The sequence below is a fragment of the Snodgrassella alvi genome (assembly GCF_002777425.1).
Taxonomy (GTDB): Bacteria; Pseudomonadota; Gammaproteobacteria; order Burkholderiales; family Neisseriaceae; genus Snodgrassella; species Snodgrassella alvi_B.
Window position 1 is genome coordinate 1 of the sequence record NZ_MDVC01000025.1, and the last position, 1,764, is coordinate 1,764.

The window sequence follows — 1,764 nt, forward strand, 5'->3', positions numbered from 1 at the left end:
GGCGTATCCAGTACCTCTCCACTATATAGCGATATTCAGCAAACCCTGAAAAGCATTGATAGCACGCTGAAAGAGGCACAGCCGACACTGAAAACCCTGAAACAGCAACCCAATGCCCTGATTTTCAACCGCCGCGGGCATGACCCAGAGCCAAAAGGAGCCAGATAATGAAAATCCTGCTACCACTTGTCTGCGCCGCCACTCTGGCACTCAGCGCCTGTGCCAGCAATTCGGTAACCTATTACCAGTTACCCGGCAGTAATTATCAGTTGCCTGCCACCAGCCAGCGAACCCCTGTTCAGCTTAAAGTCGTACTGGCCGAACGTCTCAATCAAGGAAATCTGGTTTATCAGGACAGCCCAACCACCCTGCATTTTGCCCAGCAACATTTATGGGCAGATGATTTGGGCAATGAAATCAGTTTGGCATTAGCCAATGAACTGAACAAACAGAGCGCTCACTATCTGTTTACCCCTGAGAGCAAACCCAAAGCCGCCACACTAACTGTTTATATCCAATCCTTTCAGGGCAGCTACGATGGTTATATCTACATCAATGGCTACAGTAGCTGGCTGGGTACTGATGAAACAGGACAGAATTTTAACGTCCGCATTGCTCAGCAAGGTAATGGCTACAGTAATATGGTTAAAGCTCTGGCACAGGGATTAACCAGTGTAGCCCAAAGCATTGCTCCATATAATTAAGCATTAATCTGCACCACAGCAAACACAAAACCCGGCCTGTTAAAATAAACTATTAACTGGCCGGGTAATACATAACTAATTGCAAGACGCATAGCCTATTAAATCGGAAACACATCGCGACCTTTAAAAGCTCATCTGATTACCAAAGCGACAGCTTGAATTCAACACAGATATTACCTAATCAAGTGGTTGAAATCTCGATAAAGCCTAAAAATGGCAATTGGAGATAAAATGAAAATATTTAAGTACGCTATTTTATCTTTTTTATTATTTTCATTTGGTTACACCAACGCCAATCAAAATCAAAATAAAACCAATACTAATTTAAATTTTGCTGATTTCTCTGTTGAAACTAAAGCAAAAATAAAAAATGCAAACTTTGCTTATGAATATTTAGTTAAGGTTTATGGGTGTGGTGGTGGTGCAGTTTGTGGAGAAATCAGAAATTTACTTTCTAACACAGTTATTGCTTTACCTAATGCTTATTTAATAGAAGATGAAAATGGAGAGAACGGGTTTTCAATATGTAAATACCCCAAACTTAGTACAAGCTTCAAGTAGAAAATAATACTGCTTGTCTTAGGGTTTTATACTCAATCGGCGTCATATTATTTAATGCTTCATGAGGCCTTTCGGTGTTATAACTGGTTAGCCATTCTTCGGTTACCTTTCTTGCTTGTTCCAGATTATTAAATAGATATAAATCTAGTACCTCTGTGCGATAGGTACGATTAAATCGTTCAATATATCCGTTTTGATATGGACTGCCTGGTTGAATATAATCTATGGTTATATCATGTGATTTTGCCCAGTTAGTAAACGTATTTCCGGTGAATTCCGGTCCATTATCTACTCGTATTTTGAGTGGATAGCCATGATATTCGGCCAGTTTATCCAGATAACGGGTAATCCTGCCAGCCGGCAAACTGACTGCAATATCAATGCCTAACGCCTCACGATTAAAGTCATCTATCACATTGAAAGTTCTAAACCTGCGTTGATTGCGACTGCTGTCACTCATAAAATCCATTGACCAGCATTCACCTTGTTTACTGGGTGC

At 40.6% G+C, this 1,764-nt stretch carries 3 protein-coding genes and 1 pseudogene; 3 read left to right on the top strand and 1 reads right to left on the bottom strand.

Features of this window, described 5'->3' with window-relative positions:
- From BGI33_RS13645 to BGI33_RS03160, 3 genes and pseudogenes are all read left to right on the top strand, one after another.
- Nucleotides 1-168, top strand: a pseudogene (locus tag BGI33_RS13645) (intermembrane transport protein PqiB); the annotation flags it as partial.
- Entirely contained in the window at nt 168-704 is a 537-nt protein-coding gene (locus tag BGI33_RS03155; protein ID WP_100089598.1) for a PqiC family protein, read from the top strand. The pseudogene BGI33_RS13645 and the gene BGI33_RS03155, both read left to right, overlap by 1 nt.
- A 213-nt stretch (nt 705-917) precedes the next feature.
- Nucleotides 918-1,265, top strand: a complete 348-nt coding sequence (locus tag BGI33_RS03160; protein ID WP_100089597.1) for a hypothetical protein — start codon at nt 918-920, stop codon at nt 1,263-1,265.
- Here BGI33_RS03160 and BGI33_RS03165 read toward each other — a convergent pair.
- Nucleotides 1,258-1,764, bottom strand: a 507-nt coding sequence (locus BGI33_RS03165; protein ID WP_144235343.1) for an integrase core domain-containing protein, incomplete at its 5' end; no start/stop codon positions are given. The genes BGI33_RS03160 and BGI33_RS03165 overlap by 8 nt on opposite strands.

Excerpts from the sequence above, each read along its gene's own strand:
- BGI33_RS03155 (WP_100089598.1), top strand. The coding sequence starts at position 168 with ATGAAAATCCTGCTACCACTTGTCTGCGCCGCCACTCTGGCACTCAGC.
- BGI33_RS03160 (WP_100089597.1), top strand. The coding sequence starts at position 918 with ATGGCAATTGGAGATAAAATGAAAATATTTAAGTACGCTATTTTATCT.